This is a genomic window from Microbacterium sp. SS28 (assembly GCF_022761035.1).
In the GTDB taxonomy this organism is placed as follows: Bacteria; Actinomycetota; Actinomycetes; order Actinomycetales; family Microbacteriaceae; genus Microbacterium.
The window spans coordinates 121,714-140,908 of record NZ_JAKWJP010000001.1 but is presented as its reverse complement, the minus strand read 5'-3'; the positions used below and the strand labels follow the sequence as shown (position 1 = coordinate 140,908).

Here is a 19,195-nt window from a genome sequence, read left to right as displayed (position 1 = left end):
TCGGCGCATGCCCCACGTTCTAGGCTGGCCGGATGACGGGTCCCGTCGAGAATGCGGGGCTTGCGGCATCCGCGAGTCCCTATCTGCGCGCGCACGCCGGCAACCCCGTGGAGTGGCGCGTGTGGGGCGAAGAGGCCTTCGCTGAGGCGCGGCGGCGCGACGTGCCGGTGTTCGTCTCGATCGGCTATTCGACGTGCCACTGGTGCCACGTGATGGCGCGGGAGTCGTTCGAGGATCCCGCGCTGGCCGCGACCCTCAATGACCGGTTCGTCGCGATCAAGGTCGACCGCGAGGAGCATCCCGAGGTCGACGCGGCGTACATGGCCGCGGCCGCCGCGTTCACGCAGAACCTCGGCTGGCCGCTGAGCATCTTCACGACACCCGACGGCGGGCCCTTCTACGCCGGAACCTACTTCCCGCCCGCCCCGCGCGTCGGCATGCCGTCGTTCGGGCAGGTCCTCGACGCCGTCCACGAGGCGTGGACCGAGCGCCGCGAGGCCGCCGAGGGGACGGCCGAAGCGATCGCGCAGGCGCTCGCGGATGTGCGGACCTCCGCCACGGATGCGGGTGCGCTTCCGGATGCCGCAGCCCTCGTCGATGCCGCGCGCGCCCTGGCCGCGCGCGAGGACCCCGAATACGGCGGTTTCTGGGGCGGCGACCCGGGCGCGCCCAAGTTCCCCGTCGCGACGTCGCTGCGGCTGCTGCAGACGCGGCTCGTGCGCGAAGCCGCTCCCCAGACATCCACCGTCGCTGAGCGCGCGCTCGCGGCGATGGCCGGGTCCGAGTTGAGGGACGCGGTGGAGGGCGGGTTCTTCCGCTACGCGACCCGGCGCGACTGGAGCGTGCCGCACTACGAGCGCATGCTGACCGACAACGCGCAGCTGCTCGACGTCGCCCTCGAGGCGGGCGACGAGGCGACGGCGCGCGGGGTCGTGCGGTTCCTGCGGGAGGTGCTGCAGCGGGCCGACGGCGGCTTCGGCGCCGCGCAGGACTCCGAGTCGTGGATCGACGGCGCACGGAGCGAGGGCGGGTATTACCTGCGGGATGCCGCGGCGCGGTCCGACCTCGCCCCGCCCGCCGTCGACGGCAAGGTCGTGACGGGGTGGAACGGGCTCGCCATCGGCGCACTCGCCCGCGGTGGGGCTCGCCTCAAGGAGCCGTCCTGGATCGACGCGGCGCGGCGGGCCGCCGACGCGGTGCTCACCACGAACGTCTCGGCCGACGGAGTGCTGCGCCGCGCCTCGCTCGACGGCGCTGCCTCCGCCGCGCCCGCGACGGTCGCCGACCACGGCCAGCTCGCCGAGGGACTGCTCGCCCTCGCCGTCGCGACCGGTGAGGTCTCGTACGCCCAGCGGGCGCGGCACCTCGTACAGGCAGCCGTGTCGCCCGACGGCTCGCTGCGAGCGCCGGCCGGCACCGACCCTGTGCTGGCGGCGAGCGGTGTCATGGCTCCGGATGCCGCGACCGACGGCGACGAGCCCTCAGGTGTCGCGGCGATCGCGGGAGCCGCCGCGACCATCTGGATGCTCGGTGGCGAGGGCGGCGATCGTGAGCTCGCGGAGCGGCTCGTCGCGGAGCACGCCGAGGCGGCGCTGGCGCAGCCGCTCGCGCACTCGGCGCTCCTCCGCGTCGCGGCGCTCCTCGCGAGCGCGCCCCGTCAGGTGGTGGTGATCGCGGAGGACCGGGTCGACGCGTTCGCGACCGCCGCTCGCGCGCTGCCCGCCGACGTCGTCGCCGTCGTCACGCCGGAGCAGGCCGCGGCGTGGGCTGACGCGGGATTCGGACTGTTCGCCGGCAAGAGCCTCCGCAACGGCCGCGCGACGGCGTACGACTGCCGCGACTTCGTGTGCCGCCTGCCCGTGACCGACCCCGCGGATCTCGTGCCCTGACGCGGGCGCGGCTCGCGCATTCTGGCGACTCGCCAGAATCGGCGGGTGCGGCTCGCACATTCTGGCGACTCGCCAGAATCGGCGGGTGCGGCTCGCACGTTTCGGCGACTCGCCAGAATCGGATGCTGTCACCGACGCGCATGCGAGACGCGCCGGGCGGGAGGCACCGGCGGCGGTCAGCCGGCGGCGCGCTCGTCGTCGACGGCCGAGAGCCGCGCGGCGATCTCGACGCCGAACACCGTCTCGAGCGCGCGCTCGAACTCGTCGAGGCGTCCTTCGGCGGCGAACTCGCGCGCGCGGACGGTCGGGCCGTGGGAGAGCACGCCCGCGAGGTGCCGCAGCGCGGCCGCCGTGCGGTCGTCGTCCTCGCGAAGTCGCCCGAGCTCGCTGTCGAGCACCGACGCGACGTGCGTGCGCCACGCGACGATCGCGGGCGCGGCGGCGCGCTCGGCGTGGAAGGTCGCGACGGCCGAGCCGACGACCTCGTGCGCGCCGGCGCCGAGCTCGGCGAGGGCCGCGTGCCGGCCGATCAGCTCGAGGTCGAGCAGCTCGACCCCGGGAATCGCTCCGACGGCGGGTTCGACGTTGCGGGGGAGCCCGAGGTCGAAGATGAGCCGCGGACGCTCGTCGGGGATGTCCTGCGGGCCCACCGTGTAGCGCGCCGTGCACGTCAGGACGATCTGCGCTGCGCGGATCGCCTCGCGCAGGTCGTGCTCGGCGCGCACGCCGTAGCGGGCGGCGAAGTTGTCGGCGCGCCCCGTGGCGGAGTACACGCGGACGTCGTCGGCACCGCGCGCCTGAAGAGCGGCGATCGTCGTCGCGGCGTAGTGCCCCGTGCCGACGAGCAGCACGGGCACCGTCGCCCAGTCGGTGACACGCGAGTCGGCGAGGTCGAGGGCCAGGCGTGCGAGTGAGCGTCCCGCGGCGGCGAGGTCGGCCTTCGCACGCACGTCGCGCGTCGCGCGCGCCGCGCGCTGGAACGCCTGCTCGAGCTCCGTGCTGCTCGTCCCGGCCTCGCGGGCGGCGCGCAATGCGCGCTGCACCTGGCCGCTGATCTCCTCTTCGCCGACGACCATCGACTCGAGGCCCGAGCTCACGGCGAACAGATGGCGCACGACGTCGTCGCCGCTCAGCACGACCGCCGACTCACGCAGGGCCTCGGCATCCGTCCCCGTCGTCGCGGCGACCGCCTCGAGCACGGCTTCGCGCGCCAGGACGACGCCGCCGGTGACGGGTTCGTCGAGCTCGAGGTACGTCTCGAAGCGGTTGCACGTGGCCAGCACAACGGCGCCGCGCACGAATCCGTGGGCAGCGAGGACGTCGGCGCCGGTCGAGTCAGCAGCCCTCGAGATCCGGTCGAGGACGTCGAACCCGGTGTTCCGGTGGTTCGCCGTCAGGCAGAACAGCACGCGTCGAGTTTAGCCTGGAAGGGTGCCATCGCCTCTGAGCGCCCTGCCCTCCACCCATCCTCTTCTCGACGGCCGCACGTCGGACGCCCCTCTCGTGCGTGCTGCGCGCGGGGATCGGCCCGAGTCACTGCCCGTCTGGTTCATGCGGCAAGCGGGCCGCTCGCTCCCGGAATACCGGGCGAGTCGCGCCGGCACCGAGATGCTCGACGCGTGCCTCGATCCCGCTCTCGCGGCCGAGATCACGCTGCAGCCCGTGCGCCGACACGGCGTCGACGCCGCGGTGTTCTTCAGCGACATCGTCGTGCCCGTGCTGCTCGCCGGGGTGGACGTGCGCATCGTCCCGGGGCGCGGCCCCGTGCTGGATTCGCCGATCCGCACGGCATCCGACGTGCTGAATCTGCGTCCCCTCGAGGCCGACGCGCTCGAGCCGATCTCCGAGGCGGTGCGCCTGGTCGTGGCGGAGCTCGGCACGACGCCGCTCGTCGGCTTCGGAGGTGCGCCGTACACGCTCGCGAGCTACCTCATCGAGGGCGGTCCGTCGAAGGATCAGCTGCGCGCCCGCGCGCTCATGCGGACCGACCCGCACACGTGGGCGGCTCTGCTCAACTGGTGCGCCGATGTCACGGGCGCCTTCCTGCGCGCGCAGGTCGAGGCCGGCGCGAGCGTCGTGCAGCTGTTCGACTCGTGGGCGGGGTCGCTGTCGCGCAACGACTATCAGCGGCGCGCCGCCCCGCATTCGCACCGCGCGTTCGACGGCCTGCGCGGCTTCGACGTGCCCAAGATCCACTTCGGCCTCGGCATGGGCGACATGCTCGACCTGCTCCCGGGGCTGGGCGCCGACGTCATCGGGATCGACTGGCGCCTTCCCCTCGACGAGGCCGACGCACGCCTCGGCGGGCGGTTCCCGCTGCAGGGCAACATCGATCCCGCCCTTCTGGCCGCGCCGTGGCCGATCCTCGACGCGCACGTGCGCGACGTCGTCGAGCGGGGTCGGTCGCTCCCGGCGCACATCGTGAATCTCGGGCACGGCGTGCCGCCCGAGACGGACCCGGCGGTCCTCACGCGCATCGTCGACCTCGTGCATGCCCTCTGACGCGATCGTCATCGGGGGCGGCGTCGGCGGCCTCGTGGCCGCGCGGCGCCTCGCCCTCGAGGGCCTGACTGTCACGGTTCTCGAGCAGTCCGGCTCGCTGGGCGGCCAGGTCGCCCGCCAGCGCGTCGCCGGCGTCGACCTCGACGCCGCGGCGGAGTCGTTCGCGACCAGGGGCGGAGCCGTCGCGGCCCTCCTCGCCGAACTGGGGCTCGCGGAAGACATCGTGACCCCGCGGCAGACTCCCGCCTGGCTGCACCGCGCCGACGGCAGCGCCGTGCCGCTGCCCGCGACGGGGCTGCTCGGCATCCCGGGAGATCCGCTCGCCCCCGACGTCGTGCGCGCGATCGGTCGCGAGGCGGCGGAGCGCGCGAGCCTCGACGCCGTGCTCCCTGCCGAGGAGGGGGCGGATGCCGCATCCCTCGGCGCCCTCGTCCGCGCGCGCATGGGCGCCGCGGTGGTCGACGGCCTCGTCGCGCCGATCGTCCGCGGCGTGCACTCGAGCACGCCCGACGACCTGCCCGTCGAGCGGGCTCATCCGCGGCTGCGCGAAGAGCTGCGCGAGCGCGGTTCGCTCGCGGCGGCCGTGCGCGCCCTGCACGCGGCGGCTCCGGCCGGCTCGCAGGTCGCGGGGATCCGGGGCGGCATGTTCCGCCTCGTCGACGCCCTCGCGGCGGATTGCGCGCGCCTCGGGGTCACGATCGAGCTCGGCGCCCGCGTCGAGGACGTGCGGCCGGACGGCGTCGTCGTCGCGGGCCGGCACCGCTCGGGGCTCGTCGTGCGCGCGTCCGGGGCGCCCGATGCGGCGGCCCCGCGCACCGTGACGCTCGTGACGCTCGTCGTCGACGCGCCCGCGCTCGACGCGGCGCCGCGCGGCACGGGCGTCCTCGTGTCGGCGGAGGCGCCGGGCGTCACGGCGCGGGCCCTCACGCACCTGACGGCGAAATGGGACTGGATCGCCGAGGCCCTCCCCGGCCGCCACGCGCTGCGGCTCTCGTACGACGGCACTCCGCACGACGTGGTCGAGACGGCGACGCGGGATGCAGGCATCCTGCTGGGCACTCTGCTCGGCTCCCTCGCCGACGCGACCGTGCACACCTGGACGCGCGGGATCGCGGCGGGCCTCGACGACATCCTCGCGGTCGGGGAGACAGTCGCCGGAACGGGGCTCGCGTCGGTCGTGCCGCACGCGGATCGCGTCGCGCGGGATGTCTCGGCGTCGTCACGGATTGGCCGGGGCCCGTCCTGAGGGGCGAGGATGGAAGAGTGACCGACCGGAACGACGCGCACACGACCGACACGATCCGAAGCGCCGATGCGCCGACGCACTACACGCTCTGGGCGGTGTTCCGTCGCGACCCGCATCCCGCAGGCGCCGCCGACGGCGCGCCCGCGGCGAACGACGTCGTCGCCCAGCTCGGCGGGACCGTGCGCGGGTTCTACGACGTCTCTGGCCTCCGTGCCGACGCCGACGTGCTCGTGTGGCTCACGGGCGACTCGGCCGAAGGCCTGCAGTCCGCTCTGCGCGCGCTGCGCCGTACGCGCGAGCTCAGCACGCTGCTGCCGACGTGGAACGCGCTGGGCGTCCACCGTGACGCGGAGTTCAGCCGCGACCACGCGCCCGCCTTCGCGCGGGGCCTCTCGCCGAAGCAGTGGGTCACGGTCTACCCGTTCGTCCGGTCGTACGAGTGGTACATCCTGCCGGCGGCCGAGCGCGGGGCGATGCTCTCCGACCACGGCCTCAAGGGGCGCGAGTACCCGCAGGTGCAGAGCAACACCGTCGCGAGCTTCGCGCTGGGCGACTACGAGTGGATCCTCGCGCTCGAGGCGGACGACCCGATCGAGCTCGTCGACCTCATGCGCCACCTGCGTGCGACCGAGGCGCGCCGTCACGTACGCGAAGAGGTGCCGTTCTTCACGGGCCGGCTCATCGAGGCATCCGAACTCGGCGAGGTGCTCTCATGACGATCGGGATGCCGCGCTCATGACTCTCCGCATCGGCACTCGTGCGAGCACCCTCGCCCGCGCCCAGGCCGGCACAGTCGCCGAGGCGCTCGGCGGCGAGCTCGTCCTGATCGTCTCGGAGGGCGACCGCTCGGCGGAGTCCCTCGCCTCGCTCGGCGGAACCGGCGTCTTCGCGACAGCTCTGCGCGAAGCGCTCCTCGCGGGCGAGGTCGACGCCGTCGTGCACTCGTTCAAGGATCTTCCGACGACTCCCGCCGAGGGACTGTCGATCGCCGCCGTCCCGAAGCGCGCCGACGCGCGCGACGCCCTGTGCACGCGCGACGGGGTCGAGCTCGATGCGCTGGCCGCCGGCGCGCGCGTCGGCACGGGCTCCCCGCGCCGTCGCGCGCAGCTCGCTGCGCGCCGGCCCGACCTCGAGCTCATCGACATCCGCGGCAACATCGACTCGCGCCTCGAGCGCCTCACGACGGACGACCCCGAGCGCGCGCTCGACGCCGTCCTGCTCGCCGCGGCGGGGCTCGGGCGCATCGGCCGCCTCGACGCCGTGTCGCAGCTGCTCCCACTCGAGTCGTGGCCGACCGCGCCCGCGCAGGGCGCCCTCGCGGTGGAGACCCGTGCGGGCGACGAGCGTCACGCGGCACGACTCGACCACCGTCCGACGCGCCAGGCCGCCGAGGCCGAGCGCGGCGTGCTCGCGCGCCTCGAGGCGGGGTGCGCAGCGCCCATCGGCGCGCACGCGTTCCTCGAGGACGGCCTGCTCTTCCTCACGGCCCGCGTGTACCGTCCCGACGGCGGCGAGTACGTCACGAGCGCGCACGCCGCGTTCCCCGACGACGACGCGCCCGCCGAGCTCGCCGCGCGCGTCGCGGACGAGCTGCTCGCCCTCGGCGCTGCCCGCCTCGCGCCCCTCCACGACTGACCGGAGCATCCATGTCCCTCTCCGACGCAGCCTTCCCGGCAGCCCGGCCCCGGCGCCTGCGCTCGACGCCCGCCTGGCGACGCCTCGCCGCCGAGACGCGCGTGAACCCCGCGCAGCTCGTGCTCCCGCTGTTCATCGCCGAGGGCGCTTCCGAGCCCCGGCCCATCTCGTCGATGCCGGGCGTCGTGCAGCACACGGCCGACTCGCTGCGCGTCGAGCTCGCCCTCGCCGCGGCCGCCGGGATCGGCGGCGTCATGCTGTTCGGCGTGCCCGAGCACAAGGACGCGATCGGCTCGGGGGCGACCGACCCCGCCGGCATCCTCAACGTCGCGACCCGCATCGCCGCCGCCGAGGTCGGCGACGCGCTCGTCGTGCAGACCGACCTGTGCCTCGACGAGTTCACCGACCACGGCCACTGCGGGGTGCTCGACGCCCGCGGGCGCGTCGACAACGATGCGACCCTCGAGCGCTACCGCGAGATGGCCCTCGCGCAGGCGCAGTCCGGATCGGCGCTGCTCGGCCTCTCCGGCATGATGGACGGCCAGGTCGCCGCCGTGCGTGCGGCCCTCGACGGCGCAGGCCGGTCGGACGTGGCGCTGCTCGGCTACGCCGCGAAGTACGCCTCGGCGTTCTACGGCCCCTTCCGGGAGGCCGTGCAGTCCTCGCTCGAGGGCGACCGCCGCACGTATCAGCTCGACCCCGCCAATCGGCGCGAGGGCGCGCGCGAGATCGCACTGGATGTCGCGGAGAGCGCCGACGTCGTCATGGTCAAGCCCGCGATGTCGTACCTCGACGTACTCGCCGACGCGGCTGCCGTCTCGCCCGTGCCCGTGTGGGCGTATCAGGTGAGCGGCGAGTACTCGATGGTCGAGGCCGCCGCGGCTCAGGGCTGGATCGACCGCGAGCGCGCGATCGACGAGACCCTCACGAGCATCGTGCGCGCGGGCGCCGACGCCGTCCTGACGTACTGGGCCATCGAGGCCGCCGAGAGATGGACCCACGCATGAGCACGATCACGAACGCGGATGCCGCAGCCCGCGCCCGCACCGTCATCCCCGGCGGCGTCAATTCGCCGGTCCGAGCCTTCGGGTCGGTCGGTGGGACGCCCCTCTCGATCGTGTCCGCCAAGGGCGGGCTCGTCACCGACGTCACGGGCCGCGAGTACGTCGACCTCGTCGCGTCGTGGGGACCGGCGCTGCTCGGCCACGCGCATCCGGAGGTCGTCGCGGCGGTGCAGGAGGCGGCATCCCGAGGTCTGTCGTTCGGAGCGTCGACCCCCGGCGAGACCGACCTCGCGGAACTCGTCATCGACCGGCTCCGCGTCGATGGGACGCCCGGAATCGAGAAGCTCCGCCTCGTCTCGACGGGCACCGAGTCGACGATGACCGCGATCCGCATCGCGCGCGGCGCGACATCCCGCGACGTCATCGTGAAGTTCGCCGGCCACTACCACGGGCACTCCGACGGCCTCCTCGCCGAGTCGGGGTCGGGCGTCGCGACGCTCGGCCTGCCGGGCTCGGCGGGCGTCCCCGCCGACATCGCGGGGCTGACCCTCGTGCTGCCGTACAACGATCGCGAGGCGGTCCTCGCGGCGTTCGAGGCGCACCCCGGCCGCATCGCGGCGATCATCACCGAGGCCGCCGGCGCCAACGCCGGCATCCTGGCGCCCGAGGCGGGCTTCAACCGCTTCCTGAGCGAGACGGCGCACGCGCACGGCGCGCTGCTCATCCTCGACGAGGTGCTCACGGGCTTCCGCGTCGGCTCCGCCGGCTGGTGGGGGCTCGAGCGGGCCGAGGGCGAGACCTGGGTGCCCGACCTCGTGACGTTCGGCAAGGTCATCGGCGGAGGCATGCCGCTCGCCGCGATCGGCGGTCGCGCCGACCTGCTCGACCTGCTCGCCCCGCTCGGCCCCGTGTACCAGGCCGGCACGCTCAGCGGCAATCCGCTCGCCGTCGCAGCAGGCCTCGCGACGCTGCGGCTCGCCGACGCCGGTGTGTACGAGCGAGTGGATGCCGCGGCATCCGTCGTCTCGAACGCGCTCGACGCCGCCCTGACCGGCGCGGGCGTCGCGCACGTCGTCTCGCACGCGGGGAGCCTGTTCTCGGTCGCCTTCCGCGAGGGCGCCGTGCGCGACTACGCGGATGCGCGCGACCAGGAAGCCTGGCGCTACCCCGCGTTCTTCCACGCGATGCTCGACGCGGGCGTCTCGCTGCCTCCGAGCGTCTTCGAGGCGTGGTTCCTCACTGCCGCGCACGACGACGCCGCGCTCGACCGCATCCTCGCGGCGCTGCCGGTCGCGGCGCGCGCGGCGGCGGCTGCCACACCGCCCGCCTGACCCGGGCCGGCTTCGCGTCACCGCCGACTCGGCAGAACTCGCGCAGCTCGGCCTCGAGTCGCGAGATTCTCTGGCAGCTCGCGTCGCGCGGCTAGATCCAGCCGTCCCGGTTGAAGTGCCAGAACCAGAACTCGTACGACACAGGGATGCCCGTCCACACCGGGAAGTACCACGCTGAGACGGCGAGCACAGCGACGATGAAGATCCCCGTGGCCCAGCGGCCGAGGGGGAAGCCGCGCTGCGTCCGCAGCTGCGCGAGATCTCTCAGCAGGATCGTGAGGGCGATCAGCATGAACGGCAGGATGACGATCGTATAGAACTGGAAGATCGTCCGGTTCGGGTACAGCAGCCATGGGGCGTAGGTCGCCACGATGCCCGTCAGGATGAGCCAGTCGGTCGCAACGCGCTTGGCGATGCACCGCCACACCAGGTAGACGACCGCGATGATCGCCGCCCACCACAGCAGCGGGTTCGGGATGCTCGTGATGCCCTCGGCGCAGCCGTTGCCGCCCGCGAGGCATCCGTTCTCGCCCGTCGCCGAACCGAGGTAGTACATCGACGTCGGCCGCAGGAGCAGCGGCCACTGCCACGCGGGGCTCGCGTAGCTGTGCGGTGACGCGAGGTTGAGGTTGGAGGCGTAGATCGCCTGGTGGTACAGCCACAGGCTCTGCAGGGTGAGCGGCACCCACGCGAACAGCCCGCTCGCGGGAGACGCGTCGGCCTTGTGCCGGTCGTAGCCTCCGTCCGTCACGAGCCAGCCCGTCCACGACGCGAGGTACACGACGAACGAGACGGGCACGAACAGCACGAACGTCGCGAGGCCCTGGCGGAAGGCGGCATCCGTCGGCCAGTATCCGATGCCCGCCGTGCGCCGCAGGAGGGCGTCGTCGACCACGAGGTACACGCCGACCGCCGCGATGACGTACAGCCCCGACCACTTGACGGCCGTCGCGGCGCCCAGGGCCGCTCCCGCCGCGAGGATCCACGGGCGGTTCCAGAACACGGGAGCCCACGGCGGCGCGATGCCGTCGATCCTCCGCGACTCGATCGCCGCCTCGAGCCGCTCGCGATGTCTGCGCCGGTCGAGCAGCACGAAGAGGAAGCCCAGCACGACGAAGAACGTCAGGATGCCGTCGAGGATCGCGACGCGGCTCAGCACGATGCCGAGGCCGTCCACGGCGAGGAAGAGCGCCGTGATCGCGGCGAAGACGATCGAGCCGCCGAGCGCGCGGGCCACGTAGTACAGCACCAGCACCGTCGCTGTACCGAAGAGCGCGACGGCGAACCGCCAGCCGAACGTCGAGTCGGCGCCGAAGAGGGCCATGCCCGCCCCGATGATCCACTTGCCGAGCGGCGGATGCACGACGTAGCTCGGGTCGCCCGTGAAGATGTCGGTCTCGCCAGCGAGGAAGCGCGCGTCGGCGCCGTCAGGCCACTCCGACGGGAAGCCGAGATGCCACTGGCTCCACGCATCCTTGACGTAGTACGTCTCGTCGAAGACGATCGCGTGCGGATGCGCGAGATTCCAGAAGCGGAGGATGCCGGCGAGCAGCGTCACGAGCACGGGAGCCAGCACGCTCCACACGCGATAGACCCGCGGATCCGTGTCGAGACGGGACCGCCAGCGCTCGTAGAACGTCGGCCGGACCTCGGCGACGAGCGGCTGCGGCAGGAGCGGCTCGGAGGTGGCGGTCACGGCGTCCAGCCTATGCTGGGCGCCGTGATCATCCTCGCGGCGACCCCGATCGGAAACCTCGGCGACGCCTCCCGCCGTCTCGTCGAAGCGCTCGAGACGGCCAAGGTCATCGCCGCAGAGGACACCCGCACGACGCAGCGGCTGCTCGCCGCGCTCGGCATCGCCAATCGGCCGCGCCTGATCGCCCTCCACGACCACAACGAGAAGCAGCGCGCGGGCGAGCTCGTCGAGCTCGCGCGCGACGGTGATGTCCTGCTCCTGAGCGATGCCGGCATGCCCACCGTGAGCGACCCCGGCTACGGTGTCGTCGCCGCGGCGGCCGAAGCGGGGGTCGTCGTGACCGCGATCCCCGGTCCGAGCGCCGTCGTCACGGCTCTCGCGGTGTCGGGGCTCCCGACCGACCGCTTCTCGTTCGAGGGATTCCTCCCGCGCAAATCGGGGGAGCGCCGCGCGGTCTTCACGGCGCTCGCCCGCGAGCCGCGGACGATGGTGTTCTTCGACTCGCCGGCGCGGGTCGCGGCATCCCTCGCCGACATGGCGGCCGTCTTCGGCGCCGACCGCCGTGCGGCGGTCTGCCGCGAGCTGACGAAGCTGCACGAAGAGGTCGCGCGGGGGAGCCTCGCCGAGCTCGTCGAGTGGGCGGGCGACGGCGTCCGCGGCGAGCTCGTCGTCGTGGTCGCGGGCGCCGAGCGCGCCGAGGTCGCCTTCCCCGACGCCGTCGCTCAGGTCGGTGCGCTCGTCGCGCAGGGCACGAGATTGAAGGATGCCGCGGCCGAAGTCGCTGGCCAGACCGGCCACTCCTCGCGTGAGCTCTATCAGGCAACGCTCGCGGAGCGAGCGAGCCGCAGCGGTTCCTGATCAGGCGCGAAGCGCCGCGTGTTACGGAGCAGCCCGCAGACGGGCGCGCACGGGGGGCTCACGTCACAGCGGCGGAAGGCGGCATCCGGGCCAAATAGACTCTTCCGGTGACTTCCGGCCGATCCTTCTACATCACGACGCCGATCTACTATCCGAGCGACGTGCCCCACATCGGCCACGGCTACACGACCGTGGCGGTCGACACCCTCGCGCGGTGGCACCGCCAGGCCGGGGACGACACCTGGATGCTGACCGGCACCGACGAGCACGGTCAGAAGATGATGCGTGCCGCCTCGGCCAACGGCTCGACCCCGCAGGAGTGGGTCGACAAGCTCGTGTCGCAGGAGTGGTTCCCGCTGCTGAACACGCTCGACGTCGCCAACGACGACTTCATCCGCACGACGCAGCCGCGCCATGAGGAGCGCGTCAAGCAGTTCGTGCAGGCGATCTACGACCGCGGCTACATCTACGCGGGCGAGTTCGAGGCGCTGTACTGCGTCGGCTGCGAGGAGTTCAAGACCGAGTCCGAGATCGTCGACGGCGAGGGCCCGTTCGAGGGTCTCAAGGTCTGCGCCATCCACTCGAAGCCCCTCGAGCTGCTGCAGGAGAAGAACTACTTCTTCAAGCTCAGCGAGTTCCAGGACAAGCTGCTCGAGCTCTACTCGACGGTGCCGGACTTCATCCGCCCCGAGTCGGCGCGCAACGAGGTCGTCTCGTTCGTCAAGAACGGCCTCAAGGACCTCTCGATCTCGCGGTCGACGTTCGACTGGGGCATCACGGTGCCGTGGGACGAGTCGCACGTCATCTACGTGTGGGTCGACGCGCTGCTCAACTACGCCACGGCCGTCGGGTACAGCAGCGACCCCGCGGAGTTCGCGCGCCGCTGGCCCGCCTACCACGTCGTCGGCAAGGACATCCTGCGCTTCCACGCCGTCATCTGGCCCGCCATGCTCATGGCGGCGGGCGTCGAGGTGCCACGCGGAGTCTTCGCTCACGGCTGGCTGCTCGTGGGCGGCGAGAAGATGTCGAAGTCGAAGCTCACGGGCATCGCGCCGACCGAGATCACCGAAGTCTTCGGCTCGGACGCGTACCGGTTCTACTTCCTCTCGGCCATCGCGTTCGGACAGGACGGCTCGTTCTCCTGGGAGGACCTCTCGGCCCGCTACCAGTCCGAGCTCGCCAACGGCTTCGGCAACCTCGCATCGCGGACGACCGCCATGGTCGACCGCTACTTCGAGGGCGTCGTCCCGCCCGCCGGCGCCTACTCCGAGGCCGATCTGGGCATCCAGAAGGTCGTCCGGGATGCCGCGACGATGGCCGATTCCGCGATCGAGCGGTTCCGCATCGACGAGGCGATCGACCACATCTGGGCCATCGTCGAGGCGCTCAACGGCTACATCACCGAGAACGAGCCGTGGGCGCTCGCGAAGGACGAGACGCAGCGCGAGCGCCTCGGCACGGTGCTCTACACGTGCGCCGAGGGCCTGCGCGCCCTCGCGGTGCTGCTGTCGCCCGTCATGCCTGTCTCTACCGAGAAGCTGTGGGTCGCGCTCGGCGCGCCCGAGACGCTCGGACGCCTGCAGGACCAGCCGATCCGCGACGCGGGCGGCTGGGGCATCCTTCCGGCCGGTTCGTCGGTGAGCGCCCTCGCCCCGCTCTTCCCGCGCGTCGAGCAGACCGTATGAGCCTTTCCCCGGTCACGAAGTTCGGACGAGCGCGCGACATTCGGACACTCCGCGCGGAATGCTCCGATTGTCGTGGAACGATCCGAAGTTCGGCATGATGACGACCGACCCGAGCAACTACGTCCGCACGCGCGAGAAGGGCTCGCGCGACGTCTCGTACCCCGTCGCGCCCGAGCCGCTCGCGGTGCCCGTCTACGACAACCACGCCCACCTCGAGATCGAGGACGGCGTCGGGCTGTCGCTCGACGAGCAGCTCGAGCGCGCGGGCGCGGTCGGCGTCATCGGCGTCGTGCAGGCCGGCGGAGACATCGAGTCGAGCCGCTGGTCGGCGTGGGCGGCGGCATCCCATCCCCGCGTCCTCGCCGCCGTCGCGATCCACCCCAACGAAGCGCCCGCCTACGCCGCCGCGGGCCGGCTCGCCGAGGCGATCGCGGTCATCGACGAGCTCGCGGCGCAGCCGCGCGTGCGCGCGATCGGCGAGACGGGGCTCGACTTCTTCCGCACCGACGAGGACGGCCTGCCTGCTCAGTTCGAGAGCTTCGAGGCGCACATCGCACTCGCGAAGAGGCACGGCATCGCGATGCAGATCCACGACCGCGACGCGCACGACGCTGTGCTCGAGACCCTCGAGCGCGTCGGCGCCCCCGAGCGCACGGTCTTCCACTGCTTCTCGGGCGACGCCGACATGGCGCGCATCGCGGGGGAGCGCGGGTACTACCTGAGCTTCGCGGGCAACATCACGTTCAAGAACGCGCAGAACCTGCGCGACGCCCTCGCGGTGATTCCCCGCGACCGGATCCTGGTGGAGACGGATGCCCCGTTCCTCACGCCGACCCCGCATCGCGGGCGCCCCAACGCGCCGTACCTCATCCCCGTGACCGTCCGCTTCATGGCGGACGAGCTCGGCGTCGAGGTCGACGAGCTGTGCGTGCAGCTGGCCGCGAACACGCTCGCGGTCTACGGCTCGTTCGCCGACTGAGCGAGCCCCGGGCTCAGCCCCCGAGGCGCACCGCGATGCCTGCGGGGATCGACAGCAGCGCCTCGCTCACGTGGTTCCAGAAGCGGCCGCGTCGCGCCCTGCGCTCGCGACGCAGGAGTGCCCGAGCCTCGTGGATCCGGCCCGCGTACTCGAGCCTGTCGTCGTCACTCATGCGATTGTTCATGGTGTCCTCTCTCGAAGGGCATCCGCCCCTCACAGGAGCTACGAACGGTCCGCGCAGACTTCGACACGACGCATCGGAAGACAGGCTCTTGATCTGTTTCTCCGCTGAGATGTCGAATCGAGGGGATCCCGTTCGTCGACCTGATGAGAGCCGTCATCGGCGAACCGAAAGCGAAGGAGCCCGACATGACCTCTGATGTCGCCGCCGCGATCGCGCGTGCACATCGTGAGGAGTGGGCGCGAGTCGTCGCGGGCCTGGCGCGTCGGTTCCACGATCTGGGCCTCGCCGAGGACGTCGCCGCCGAGGCGTTCGCGATCGCCGTCGAGCGGTGGCCTGCCGAGGGTGTGCCCCCGAATCCGGGTGCGTGGATCACGACGACGGCGCACCGGAAGGCGATCGACCGGCTCCGGCGCGAAGCGCGCGGGAGCGAGCTGCATCAGGAGGCGCTCATGCTCGCGGATGATTCGGTCCCCGCAGACGTCGGCGTCGTCGAGGACGACCGCCTGCGCCTCGTGTTCGTGTGCTGCCATCCGGTGCTGAGCATGGAGGCGCGGGTGGCGCTCACCCTGCGCATCGTCGGCGGCCTGACTGTCGCCGAGATCGCCAAGGCGTTCCTGGTGCCGGAGACGACGATGGCGCAGCGGCTGACTCGCGCGAAAGGCAGGATCAAGTCCGAGCGCGTGCCGTTCCGGGTTCCCGAGGAAGATGATCTCGCGGACCGTGCCGCGGGTGTGCTCGCGGTGCTGTACCTGATCTTCAACGAGGGGTACCTCTCCTCGGGCAGTGAATCGGATCCGCTCCGCCCCGACCTCACGGGTGAGGCGATCCGGCTCACGCGGCTCGTGCGGGACCTGCTGTCGGCGGGTTCGCCTGAGCGCGCCGAGGCGACGGGTCTGCTGGCCCTCATGCTCATGACCGAGGCCCGCGCGCCCGCACGCTTCTCACCCGACGGGGAGCTCGTGCGCCTCGAGGAGCAGGATCGCACCGCGTGGGACCGTGCCCTCATCGAGGAGGGACTCGCCCTGGTAAGTGAGCGCCTCGCCGCCGTCGCACGCGGCGGCGCCGGTGCAGGCCGGTATGAGCTGCTGTCAGCGGTCAACGCCGTGCACGTGTCGACTGCAGATGCGCGCGACACGGACTGGTCGCGCATCGTGGCGCTGTACGGCGCACTCGAGCGCGTCGACCCCAGTCCGATCGTGACCCTCAACAAATCGATCGCCGTCTCGGAGTCCGGCTCGCCGGAGACGGCGCTGGTCATGGTGGATCAGCTCGCCTGCGCGCTCGATCGCCACCACGCGTTCCACGCGACCCGGGGCGAGCTCCTGCACCGCGTCGGCCGATCCGACGACGCCCGCGCCGCGTTCGACCAGGCGATCGCACTCGCGGCGAACACCGCAGAGGTGGCCCACCTCACCCGCCGCCGCACTCAGCTCGCGGCATCCACGAATGGAGAACAGTCATGACAACGCAGCAGTATCTCGTCATCCATCTGACCGATGCGACGGGAGCGACGCTTCCGCAGGACGAAGACCGGCGGATGCTGGAGTCCTGGGCTCAGGAAGGCTCCGACGCCGGCACGCTGAGCCTCGGAGCCCCCGTCGCGGGCCGCGATCGGGCGAAGTCGGTCGTCGTCCGCGACGGCCGGGCCATCGTGACCGACGGTCCCTTTCCCGAGTTCAAGGAGTGGTTCGCGGGCTACGACCTGCTCGAGGCCGAGTCGATCGACGATGCCGCGGCGTACATGGCGAAGCACCCGACGGCCGTGCTGGGGCGCATCCTGATACTCCCCACAGTGAGCCTGCCGTGGGAGGCGGGTGACTGACGCTCGCGCTCCGGTGAGCGGGGGGATTCCGGGGCGGATGCCGCTCAGTCGGCGAGAGGCATCCCACCGGCGCCCGGTTCCCCCTCATCGGCGAGGCGCTCCGCCTCCTCCCCGCCGAGGACGGGGGGAGCCGCCGCGATGTGCGAGATGGGCCGCCAGACGAGCAGGAGCGTGATCGCCGAGCCGGCGAACGCGAACCACCAGGGCGCCGTGAGTCCCCACGTCTGCGCGAGCAGGCCGCCGATGAGCTGCCCGATGACGATCCCGCCGAACACCCCGACCATGTTGACCGATGCGATCCGGCCCTGCAGCTCGAGGGGCACGAGGCGCTGGCGCACCGTCGTCGAAATCGTGCCCCACACGAACGCATAGAGGCCGAAGACGAACATGACCACGAAGGCGATCACGGCCGACGTCGTGAGGGCGAACGTGAGGTGCATGAACACCTCCAGCGTGAGGCATACGCGCATGAGTGTCGCGAACGACACGTGGCGCTCGAGCCATCCGAAGCATCCGACGGCGATCAGGCCGCCGAGTGCCGACGCCGTCGTGAGCGCGCCGTAGCCGACGACGCCGATCCCGAGGTGCTCGGTCGCATACAGGACGAGGACGCCCCACGGTGCCGCCCACGTGATGTTGAACACGAGGATGATGAGCACGAGCGTCCGCACGGGTGCGTTGTGCCGCAGCCACAGCAGGCCGTCGCGGATGGGATGCGGCTTCGCGCCGTCCGGCGGCGCGTCGCGCGGCGGCACGGGCGTGCGGGCGATGCGCGAGATGAGGACGATCGCGAGCGAGACGCACAGGACCTGCAGCAGGAACGGCAGGAAGGACCCTACGGCGAAGAGGAACGCGCCGAGCGGCGGGCCGAGGAGCTGATTCGCGACGAGGTAGCCCGCCTGCAGCCGGGCATTGCCGATCCCGAGGTCGGCGGGCCGCACGAGCATCGGGAGGAGCGTGCTGCCCGCCGAATCCGCGAAGACCTCGGCAGTTCCGTAGAGGAACGCCGTTGCGAGCACGACCCACACCGTCGCGTTGCCCGTCACGAGGAAGACCACGAGGCCGAGCACGATGACGGCCCGCACGCCGTTCGCGATCATCACGAGACGTCGGCGGTCCTGATGATCGGCGACGGAGCCCGCGAGCAGCCCGAACAGCAGCCACGGCAGGAACTGCATCATCGCGCCCGCCGCGACGAGCACGGGCGACGACGTCAGCGATGCGATGAGCAGCGGCGCCGCCGAGAGCGCGATCCCGTCGCCCAGATTGCTCGACCATGACGCGGCCATGAGCCACGGGAAGTCGCGTCCGAGGCGGCGGGGTGAGACGAGCTCGCCGAGCGTGGCCATCCCGCCATCCTACGAGCGGGGTGCGACACGCACGCGGCGCCACCCGGACCGGGCCCGGGCGTCCCCGGAAGGGCGCGGGTCCCGTCGAACACGGCGGGGAGGCGCGGCACGGCTACTGTGGATCGCATGCCCGTCAGCCTCCTCGGTGCCTCCGAGATCCGCGCCCTCGCGGCCGAGCTCGATGTCACGCCGACCAAGAAGCTCGGGCAGAACTTCGTCGTCGACGCGAACACCGTCCGCAAGATCGTGCAGGTCGCGCGCGTCCAGCCCGGCGACCGCGTCGTCGAGGTGGGTCCGGGACTCGGCTCGCTCACGCTCGCGATCCTCGAGACCGGGGCATCCGTCACGGCCGTCGAGATCGACCACCGCCTCGCCGAGCGCCTCCCCGCGACGGCGGCGGCGCACGGTGTCCCAGGCGACGCGCTGACTGTCGTGGACGCGGACGCCCTGCGCGTGACCGAGCTGCCGGGCGACCCCACGGTCCTGGTCGCGAACCTGCCGTACAACGTGAGCGTGCCCGTGCTGCTGCACTTCCTCGAGACCTTCCCGCACCTGCAGCGCGGCGTCGTGATGGTGCAGGCCGAGGTCGGGGAGCGGCTCGCGGCTCCCCCCGGATCGAAGGTGTACGGCGCGCCGAGTGCGAAGGCCGCGTGGTACGGCGCGTGGCGGCTCGCGGGCACCGTGTCGCGGCAGGTGTTCTGGCCCGTCCCCAACGTCGACAGCGTCCTGGTCGCGTTCGAACGCGACGCCGCGCCGCGCGGCACCGAGGACGAGCGCCGGCAGACGTTCCGGATCGTGGATGCCGCCTTCCAGCAGCGTCGCAAGATGCTCAGGCAGGCGCTGTCCGCGGTGTTCGGCGGCTCGTCGGGGACGGCATCCGCCGTCCTGGAGAGCGCCGGCGTCCCGCCGACGGCGCGCGGCGAGGAGCTGTCGATCGACGACTTCCAGCGCATCGCGCAGGTCTGATCCGCTCCGGCCGGCGAGAGTTGGCCGGATGTTCACGCTGTGTCTCAGG

General features: G+C 72.3%; 17 protein-coding genes. 13 read left to right on the top strand and 4 right to left on the bottom strand.

All coding sequences use genetic code 11. The features are described 5' to 3' along the window. Window positions 1-32 precede the first annotated feature (32 nt). Window positions 33-1,889, top strand: a complete 1,857-nt coding sequence (locus MJ607_RS00640; protein ID WP_243073614.1) for a thioredoxin domain-containing protein — start codon at window positions 33-35, stop codon at window positions 1,887-1,889. A 176-nt stretch (window positions 1,890-2,065) separates the two neighbouring features. Here MJ607_RS00640 and MJ607_RS00635 read toward each other — a convergent pair whose 3' ends face one another. After that, window positions 2,066-3,298 carry a glutamyl-tRNA reductase gene (locus tag MJ607_RS00635; RefSeq protein WP_243073613.1) on the bottom strand — a complete coding sequence of 411 codons (1,233 nt, stop codon included), beginning with the start codon at window positions 3,296-3,298 and terminating at the stop codon, window positions 2,066-2,068. A 22-nt stretch (window positions 3,299-3,320) separates the two neighbouring features. On the opposite strand from MJ607_RS00635, the gene hemE reads away from it, so the two are divergent. Genes hemE through MJ607_RS00605 form a run of 6 tightly spaced genes read left to right on the top strand, consistent with a single transcriptional unit; the run spans window position 3,321 to window position 9,607 of the window. Further along, complete coding sequence (gene hemE, locus MJ607_RS00630; protein ID WP_243073612.1) at window positions 3,321-4,391, top strand: uroporphyrinogen decarboxylase; 1,071 nt, start codon at window positions 3,321-3,323, stop codon at window positions 4,389-4,391. Beyond that, the gene (locus MJ607_RS00625; RefSeq protein ID WP_243073611.1) at window positions 4,381-5,637 is read left to right on the top strand and encodes an NAD(P)/FAD-dependent oxidoreductase; all 1,257 of its coding nucleotides are present in this window, start codon (window positions 4,381-4,383) and stop codon (window positions 5,635-5,637) included. The genes hemE and MJ607_RS00625 overlap by 11 nt, the downstream gene beginning before the upstream one ends. A 17-nt stretch (window positions 5,638-5,654) precedes the next feature. After that, entirely contained in the window at window positions 5,655-6,353 is a 699-nt protein-coding gene (gene hemQ / locus MJ607_RS00620) for a hydrogen peroxide-dependent heme synthase (RefSeq protein ID WP_374238011.1), read from the top strand. 19 nt (window positions 6,354-6,372) lie between these two features. Further along, window positions 6,373-7,272, top strand: a complete 900-nt coding sequence (gene hemC, locus MJ607_RS00615) for a hydroxymethylbilane synthase (RefSeq protein WP_243073610.1) — start codon at window positions 6,373-6,375, stop codon at window positions 7,270-7,272. Between the two features lie 11 nt (window positions 7,273-7,283). Then, window positions 7,284-8,279, top strand: a complete 996-nt coding sequence (gene hemB / locus MJ607_RS00610) for a porphobilinogen synthase (protein ID WP_243073609.1) — start codon at window positions 7,284-7,286, stop codon at window positions 8,277-8,279. Beyond that, window positions 8,276-9,607, top strand: a complete 1,332-nt coding sequence (locus MJ607_RS00605) for a glutamate-1-semialdehyde 2,1-aminomutase (RefSeq protein ID WP_243073608.1) — start codon at window positions 8,276-8,278, stop codon at window positions 9,605-9,607. The genes hemB and MJ607_RS00605 overlap by 4 nt, the downstream gene beginning before the upstream one ends. Before the next feature lie 91 nt (window positions 9,608-9,698). Here MJ607_RS00605 and MJ607_RS00600 read toward each other — a convergent pair whose 3' ends face one another. After that, window positions 9,699-11,303 (bottom strand): dolichyl-phosphate-mannose--protein mannosyltransferase, encoded by a 1,605-nt coding sequence (locus MJ607_RS00600; RefSeq protein WP_243073607.1) that lies wholly within the window; start codon window positions 11,301-11,303, stop codon window positions 9,699-9,701. A gap of 24 nt (window positions 11,304-11,327) precedes the next feature. Here MJ607_RS00600 and rsmI point away from each other — a divergent pair, with 24 nt between their 5' ends. From rsmI to MJ607_RS00585, 3 genes are all read left to right on the top strand, one after another. Further along, window positions 11,328-12,161, top strand: coding sequence for a 16S rRNA (cytidine(1402)-2'-O)-methyltransferase (gene rsmI / locus MJ607_RS00595; protein ID WP_243073606.1), 834 nt, complete (start codon window positions 11,328-11,330; stop codon window positions 12,159-12,161). 107 nt (window positions 12,162-12,268) lie between these two features. After that, on the top strand, window positions 12,269-13,846 hold the full coding sequence (metG, locus tag MJ607_RS00590; RefSeq protein ID WP_243073605.1) for a methionine--tRNA ligase: 1,578 nt from the start codon (window positions 12,269-12,271) through the stop codon (window positions 13,844-13,846). 58 nt (window positions 13,847-13,904) lie between these two features. Next, window positions 13,905-14,825: a TatD family hydrolase gene (locus MJ607_RS00585; RefSeq protein WP_374238010.1), complete on the top strand. Its 921-nt coding sequence runs from the start codon at window positions 13,905-13,907 to the stop codon at window positions 14,823-14,825. Between the two features lie 13 nt (window positions 14,826-14,838). On the opposite strand, the gene MJ607_RS00580 is transcribed toward MJ607_RS00585, so the two are convergent. After that, window positions 14,839-14,997: a hypothetical protein gene (locus MJ607_RS00580; protein WP_243073604.1), complete on the bottom strand. Its 159-nt coding sequence runs from the start codon at window positions 14,995-14,997 to the stop codon at window positions 14,839-14,841. A gap of 197 nt (window positions 14,998-15,194) precedes the next feature. On the opposite strand from MJ607_RS00580, the gene MJ607_RS00575 reads away from it, so the two are divergent. Both MJ607_RS00575 and MJ607_RS00570 read left to right on the top strand, forming a co-directional pair. After that, window positions 15,195-16,472 (top strand): RNA polymerase sigma factor, encoded by a 1,278-nt coding sequence (locus MJ607_RS00575; RefSeq protein WP_243073603.1) that lies wholly within the window; start codon window positions 15,195-15,197, stop codon window positions 16,470-16,472. Further along, on the top strand, window positions 16,469-16,831 hold the full coding sequence (locus tag MJ607_RS00570; protein ID WP_243073602.1) for a YciI family protein: 363 nt from the start codon (window positions 16,469-16,471) through the stop codon (window positions 16,829-16,831). The genes MJ607_RS00575 and MJ607_RS00570 overlap by 4 nt, the downstream gene beginning before the upstream one ends. Before the next feature lie 44 nt (window positions 16,832-16,875). Here the strand turns inward: MJ607_RS00570 and MJ607_RS00565 are convergent, their stop codons facing one another. Next, the gene (locus MJ607_RS00565) at window positions 16,876-18,180 is read right to left on the bottom strand and encodes an MFS transporter (protein WP_243073601.1); all 1,305 of its coding nucleotides are present in this window, start codon (window positions 18,178-18,180) and stop codon (window positions 16,876-16,878) included. Window positions 18,181-18,306: 126 nt separating this feature from the next. Here MJ607_RS00565 and rsmA point away from each other — a divergent pair, with 126 nt between their 5' ends. After that, window positions 18,307-19,146 (top strand): 16S rRNA (adenine(1518)-N(6)/adenine(1519)-N(6))-dimethyltransferase RsmA, encoded by an 840-nt coding sequence (rsmA, locus tag MJ607_RS00560; protein ID WP_243073600.1) that lies wholly within the window; start codon window positions 18,307-18,309, stop codon window positions 19,144-19,146. The last annotated feature ends 49 nt before the right edge of the window (window positions 19,147-19,195 follow it).

Coding starts and splice junctions, on each gene's coding strand:
- MJ607_RS00640 (WP_243073614.1), top strand. CDS start 33: ATGACGGGTCCCGTCGAGAATGCGGGGCTTGCGGCATCCGCGAGTCCC.
- MJ607_RS00625 (WP_243073611.1), top strand. CDS start 4,381: ATGCCCTCTGACGCGATCGTCATCGGGGGCGGCGTCGGCGGCCTCGTG.
- hemC (WP_243073610.1), top strand. CDS start 6,373: ATGACTCTCCGCATCGGCACTCGTGCGAGCACCCTCGCCCGCGCCCAG.
- hemB (WP_243073609.1), top strand. CDS start 7,284: ATGTCCCTCTCCGACGCAGCCTTCCCGGCAGCCCGGCCCCGGCGCCTG.
- MJ607_RS00605 (WP_243073608.1), top strand. CDS start 8,276: ATGAGCACGATCACGAACGCGGATGCCGCAGCCCGCGCCCGCACCGTC.
- MJ607_RS00585 (WP_374238010.1), top strand. CDS start 13,905: ATGCTCCGATTGTCGTGGAACGATCCGAAGTTCGGCATGATGACGACC.
- MJ607_RS00580 (WP_243073604.1), bottom strand. CDS start 14,997: ATGAGTGACGACGACAGGCTCGAGTACGCGGGCCGGATCCACGAGGCT.
- MJ607_RS00575 (WP_243073603.1), top strand. CDS start 15,195: ATGACCTCTGATGTCGCCGCCGCGATCGCGCGTGCACATCGTGAGGAG.
- MJ607_RS00570 (WP_243073602.1), top strand. CDS start 16,469: ATGACAACGCAGCAGTATCTCGTCATCCATCTGACCGATGCGACGGGA.
- MJ607_RS00565 (WP_243073601.1), bottom strand. CDS start 18,180: ATGGCCACGCTCGGCGAGCTCGTCTCACCCCGCCGCCTCGGACGCGAC.
- rsmA (WP_243073600.1), top strand. CDS start 18,307: ATGCCCGTCAGCCTCCTCGGTGCCTCCGAGATCCGCGCCCTCGCGGCC.